This window comes from Thermoflexus sp. (assembly GCF_025055495.1).
Lineage (GTDB): Bacteria > Chloroflexota > Anaerolineae > Thermoflexales > Thermoflexaceae > Thermoflexus.
In genome coordinates, this window is record NZ_JANWXB010000166.1 from 1 (window position 1) to 5,417 (window position 5,417).

Annotated in this window: 6 protein-coding genes; all 6 read left to right on the plus strand. The window is 63.9% G+C overall.

Translation table 11 applies throughout. The annotated features are described in order from the left end of the window. Positions 1-58: 58 nt before the first annotated feature. The 6 genes from NZM16_RS05810 to NZM16_RS05835 are packed head-to-tail and all read left to right on the plus strand — an operon-like array spanning position 59 to position 5,286. Entirely contained in the window at positions 59-919 is an 861-nt protein-coding gene (locus NZM16_RS05810; protein WP_295449045.1) for an ABC transporter permease, read from the plus strand. Next, a complete protein-coding gene (locus NZM16_RS05815) occupies positions 916-1,932 on the plus strand; it encodes an ABC transporter ATP-binding protein (protein WP_295479252.1) in 1,017 nt (338 codons plus the stop codon). The genes NZM16_RS05810 and NZM16_RS05815 overlap by 4 nt, the downstream gene beginning before the upstream one ends. Before the next feature lie 33 nt (positions 1,933-1,965). Continuing rightward, a complete protein-coding gene (locus tag NZM16_RS05820; RefSeq protein WP_295479255.1) occupies positions 1,966-2,997 on the plus strand; it encodes an ABC transporter ATP-binding protein in 1,032 nt (343 codons plus the stop codon). Then, entirely contained in the window at positions 2,955-3,200 is a 246-nt protein-coding gene (locus tag NZM16_RS05825; protein WP_295449052.1) for a hypothetical protein, read from the plus strand. Before NZM16_RS05820 ends, NZM16_RS05825 begins: the two co-directional genes overlap by 43 nt. Continuing rightward, positions 3,175-4,050: a hypothetical protein gene (locus tag NZM16_RS05830; RefSeq protein WP_295449054.1), complete on the plus strand. Its 876-nt coding sequence runs from the start codon at positions 3,175-3,177 to the stop codon at positions 4,048-4,050. Before NZM16_RS05825 ends, NZM16_RS05830 begins: the two co-directional genes overlap by 26 nt. A gap of 21 nt (positions 4,051-4,071) precedes the next feature. Then, entirely contained in the window at positions 4,072-5,286 is a 1,215-nt protein-coding gene (locus NZM16_RS05835) for a cellulase family glycosylhydrolase (RefSeq protein WP_295449056.1), read from the plus strand. The last annotated feature ends 131 nt before the right edge of the window (positions 5,287-5,417 follow it).

The window sequence follows — 5,417 nt, forward strand, 5'->3', positions numbered from 1 at the left end:
CGCAGCCCCTCGAACCCCCCGGAGGAGATCAGCGGCGTAACTCCTGTGGAGGATTGCGGTGAAGGCATTTCTGATCGATCTCCTGAGCGCATTGCGGGGCAACCGGCGGGCCGTCGTGGGGGGCCTGATCCTGACCGGCTACTTGCTGATGGCGCTGATCGGGCCTGAGATCATTCCCCTGGATCCCACGATGCGATATGCCGAGCGCTTCCGCCCACCCTCCCTGGCCCACCCGCTGGGGACCGATTACGCCGGCCGGGACGTCCTGGCCCAGATCGTCCACGGCTCCCGGGATGTGCTGGCGATCGCCGCCCTCACCGCCCTTTTCACCACGACCCTGGCCGTGGGGATCGGCGCCCTCGCCGGCTATTCCGGAGGGATGGTGGATGCTCTCCTCATGTTGCTGACCAACATCCAGCTCACGGTGCCCGCAGTGCCGGTTTATCTCCTGATCGGCTCCGTGTTCCAGGTCCGGGATCCGCTGGGGTTCGCCGCGCTGATCAGCCTGTGGATGTGGGGGCCGCTGGCCCGCGCGGTCCGCTCCCAGATCCTCTCTCTGAAAGAGCGGGAGTTCATCGAAGCCGCCCGCGTCCTGGGGCTGGGAACCGCCCACATCCTGCTGTGGGAGCTGTTCCCCAATCTGACTCCCTTCGTGGTGATTCACTTCATTCGGATCATGCGAGATGCCATCACGGCCAGCGTTGGGCTGATCTTCCTGGGATTGGCCCCCTTCTCCCCGACCAACTGGGGCACCATGCTCAACCTGGCCGTGTTTCAGACGGGCGCGATCTATATCCCGAACGCCCTGCACTATGTGATCGCGCCGATGGCGGTCATCGTCCTCTTCCAGCTGGGCGCCATCTTCTTCGCCCACGGGCTGGATGAGATCCTGAACCCTCGTCTCCGAGCACCCGCATGAAGCCTTTGTTGCAGGTTCGCGATCTTCGTGTAACCTTCGACCTGGGGCGGCACGGGCGCTTGAACGCGGTGGATGGAGTGTCGTTTGACCTGGCCCGAGGGGAATTCACCGCCCTGGTTGGGGAGAGCGGAAGCGGCAAAAGCACCACCGCCCTAGCCCTGATCCGCCTGGTTCCCTTGCCCGGCTTCATCTCCGGCGGCCGCCTGCTTTGGTGGGAGGAAGGCCAGCGGGAACCGTTGGATCTCCTGCGGCTAAGCGATGCGCAAATGCGGGAGCGTCGCTGGCGGGACATCGCTATGGTCTTCCAGGGAGCCCAGAACGCCCTCAACCCCGTCATGCGCATCGCGGAGCAGATGATCGAGACCGTGCGATCCCACCATCCGATGCCCCGCGGGGAGATCCTGGAGCGCGCGGCTCAGTGCCTGCGCATGGTCCGCCTGGAGCCTTCCCGAGTCCTTCGGGCTTACCCCCACGAGCTCAGCGGGGGGATGCGCCAGCGGGTGCTCATCGCCATGAGCCTGCTCATGAGCCCTCGTCTTCTCATCCTGGACGAGCCCACCACGGCTCTGGATGTGATCACTCAGGCCCATATCCTGGAGATCCTACGGGAGATCCAGGAGCAGCTGGGGCTGACGATGCTCCTCCTGACTCACGATCTGGCCGTGGTGGCGAAGACGGCCCGCCGGGTTCTGATTATGTATGCCGGTCAGATCGTGGAAGACGCTCCCACCGAGGCCCTTTTCGCGGCGCCCTATCATCCCTATACCCGGGGCCTTCTTCAGGCGGTGCCGACCCTCCGGGGAGATCTGACCGGAAAGCGACCGATCCCCGGCGGACCTCCGGATCTGCGACATCCGCCTCCGGGATGCCGTTTCCATCCTCGCTGCCCCTATGCCGATGAAACATGCCGCCGGGTGGAACCGACGCTCGAGGACGCCGGCGGCCGCCGGGTGGCATGTCATTACTGGCAACGGGTCGCCCGTACAGTCCTGGTCCAGGAACCGCACGAATAGAGCGGCGCTTCGACTCTGTCAAGAGAGCCATGTATGATGCAACAAACACTGATCGCTTTGGAAGAGGTCTCGTTGATCTTCCGCCGGGGATGGCTCTCCCGAGAACGGGTGGAGGCAGTCTCCCGGGTATCGCTGACGATCCCGGAGGGAGGGATCTTGGCGCTGGTCGGGGAGACCGGGAGCGGGAAGACCACCTTAGGCAAACTGGTGGCGGGCCTTTATCGGCCGACCCAAGGACGCGTCCTTTTCCGGGGGCAGAATCTATGGACCATGGACCGCCGGTCCTTCCTTGAATACCGACGGGCCGTCCAGCTGGTGCATCAGGACGCCTTCGCCGCCCTGAATCCGGTCCGCACCATCTATCAATCGCTGAAGGCCCCTCTCCTTCGCCATCGGATGGTCCGAAATGGACGGGAGGCCCGGGAACGGGCGGCCGAGCTTTTGGAACGAGTCGGGCTGACACCGCCAGAGCTGTTCCTGGATAAATATCCACATCAGCTAAGCGGGGGTCAGCGCCAGCGCGTGCTCCTGGCCCGGGCGCTTACGGTGCAGCCACGCCTGATCGTGGCGGACGAGCCGGTCTCGATGATCGATGTCTCCCTGCGGCTCTCCATCTTGCAACTGCTGCGCGAGCTGAACCGACGCCTGGGCATCGCCATCCTCTACATCACCCACGACCTGGCGACCGCCCGATACCTGGCGGAGGAAGGACAGCTGGCTGTGATGTATCTGGGGCAGATCGTGGAGCAGGGCGCCTTCCGCAAGGTGTTGGAAAACCCCTGCCATCCTTATCTCCAGGCGCTTCTCTCCGCAATTCCCATTCCAGACCCTCGGGTCGCGCGAGCGATCCGTCCGATGACGCTTCAGGAGATCGATCCGCCGGATCCGCGCCGGCCACCACCGGGATGTCGCTTCCATCCGCGCTGCCCTTACGCCCAACGGATCTGCCGAGAGATCCCACCTGCCCTGGAAGGCCCAGCCGATCACCAGGTGGCTTGCCATTTCGCTCGGGAGATTCCCTCATGGCGCCTGTCCTCAGCCGTCTCGCCTTCACCATGGGCCTGACGCTGTTCCTGCTCGCGCTAATGGCGCTTCCCTTCTTGTCGCCCGGATCCCCCGCCTTCGTGGTGGATGTCCTGGCCCTGCTGATCAGCGGGGGCTTCCTGGCGCTTCTGGTCTGGTCCATCCGGCGGGAGGTCGCCCGCCATATCCCATCCCAACACAACCAGGAGGAGCACCACGATGCTTCGTCTCACCCGTCATCCTGAGCCCATTTTGCGGCCCATACCCCACCATCCGTGGGAATCCCGCTACGTCTTTAACGCGGGGGTCGTCTATCACAACGGTCTGGTTCACATGCTTTACCGGGCCATCGGCGAGGATGAGATCTCCCGCCTGGGCTACGCGGTCAGCCCCGACGGCCTGAACTTCTACCGGCTGGATCAGCCGGTCCTGAGTCCGGCTACCCCCTGGGAAGCTTGGGGCGTGGAGGATCCTCGCATCACACCGCTGGAGGGCAAATTTTACGTTCTCTACACCGCCTATTCCGGATTGGGGGTCCGGGTTTCCATGGCATCTACTACAAACTTCATCACCTGGACGCGCCATGGCATCCTTCTCCCGGACGAAGACAACAAGGACGCGGCCCTTTTCCCTGAGAAAATCAAAGGGCGGTATGCGATGCTCCATCGGCGACCACCGGATATCTGGCTCGCCTACTCCGAAGACCTGATCCACTGGACGGACCATCAGGTGATCATGCGGCCTCGTCCGGGGACCTGGGAGTCCTGGAAGATCGGGGCCGGCGCGCAACCGATCCGGACGGAGTGGGGCTGGCTGCTCTTCTATCATGGAGTGGATGATCACCGGGTGTATCGGCTGGGGATCGCCCTCCTGGACCTGGAGGACCCCGCCCGGGTGATCCGACGCCAGGAGGAGCCGATCCTTTCCCCGGAGGCCCCATGGGAACGTGAGGGACAGGTTCCCAACGTGGTTTTCACCTGTGGAGCCGTGGAAATCGATGGGACGTATTATGTTTATTATGGTGGGGCCGATACAGTGATAGGGGTGGCAACGGTTCAAAAAGAAGATGTGGAGCGATTCTGTCGGGGAGGTTAATCCGTTAGGAGGGAAACGCCGATGACCCCATGGGATTCACGCTTTCTGGTCGGGGTGAATTACTGGCCGCGCACCAAAGCGATGTTCTGGTGGAAGCAATTCGACCCCGAAGAGGTCCAGGCCGATATGGCGGAGATCGCCTCGTGGAACCTGGATGGGGTTCGCATCTTCCTTCTGTGGGAAGACTTTATGCCCGAACCCCGCGCTGTGGACCCGCGGATGCTGGAACGGCTCCGTCAGGTCCTGGATCTGGCTCATGCGCACGGGCTACGGGTGATCGCCACCCTTTTCACCGGACACATGAGCGGCGTCAACTGGCTACCGCCATGGCTGCTGGATGGGGAACGGGAAAGCGATCCCCGTTTCCGTCTGATCGCGGGCGGGCGCGTCGTGAAAGGGCGCCTTCGGGATCTCTACGAAGATCCCCTGGCTCTGGAAGCTCAGGTTCGGATGCTGGAGGCGGCAGCGCAAACGCTGCGCGATCACCCCGCTCTGCTCGCCTGGGATTTAGGCAACGAGCCGGATCTCGTGTTGCGGCCTCGCACGCCGGAGGCAGCCGCCCACTGGCTATCCACCCTGAGCCAGGCCCTCCGGGAGATCGACCCTGCTCATCCGATCACCATCGGTTTCCATAGCCCTGTGCTGGAGGAGGATCTGGGGTTCCGGATCCCCGCCCTCGCACCTATGCTGGACTTCCTTTGCATGCACGCTTACTCCGTCTACGCTCCCTGGGCACGGCACCCGCTCGATGAGCAGATCCTTCCTTTCCTGACCCGCCTCACCGCCAGCCTGAGCGGGAAGCCCGTGCTCTTCGAGGAGTTCGGACTGCCCACCGCCCCGCCGGGCCAGCCCACCCAGCGGATCCACATCCAGTTGGAGGATCGCTCGTTCGAAACCACCCTGATCTCTGAAGAGGAAACAGCCGCCTTCTACGAGCGAGCCCTGGAGAGCCTCTATCGGGCGGGGGCAATAGGGGCATTCCTCTGGTGCTTCAGCGATTACCATCCAGATCTGTGGGATCGACCGCCGTGCGACCGGCTGGTGCATGAACGCCACTTCGGATTGCTGCGACCGGATGGAAGCCGAAAACCGGCCGTGGAAGTGGTCGCTCGCTTCGCGGCTCAGAAACGCCCTGTCCTCCCCCCTCCCGCTCCGTTGCCGGTGCCGGAGGATTACGAGGCCCACCCCGGGGAGGCCCTGCGCGCGCTCTATGCGCTGTTCCTTGGCGCTGACTGAAGTCGGCGCTTTCAGGCCTCCAGCCCATTGTTTTTGTGGGGGGGGGGGGGGGGCGGGGCGCCGCCGAACAGAGAAGAGCAGAAGGGGGGGGGGGGGGGGGGGACAAGAAGCCCCACCCCCCCCCCCCCGCA

Excerpts from the sequence above, each read along its gene's own strand:
- NZM16_RS05820 (WP_295479255.1), top strand. The coding sequence starts at position 1,966 with ATGATGCAACAAACACTGATCGCTTTGGAAGAGGTCTCGTTGATCTTC.
- NZM16_RS05815 (WP_295479252.1), top strand. The coding sequence starts at position 916 with ATGAAGCCTTTGTTGCAGGTTCGCGATCTTCGTGTAACCTTCGACCTG.
- NZM16_RS05825 (WP_295449052.1), top strand. The coding sequence starts at position 2,955 with ATGGCGCCTGTCCTCAGCCGTCTCGCCTTCACCATGGGCCTGACGCTG.
- NZM16_RS05835 (WP_295449056.1), top strand. The coding sequence starts at position 4,072 with ATGACCCCATGGGATTCACGCTTTCTGGTCGGGGTGAATTACTGGCCG.
- NZM16_RS05830 (WP_295449054.1), top strand. The coding sequence starts at position 3,175 with ATGCTTCGTCTCACCCGTCATCCTGAGCCCATTTTGCGGCCCATACCC.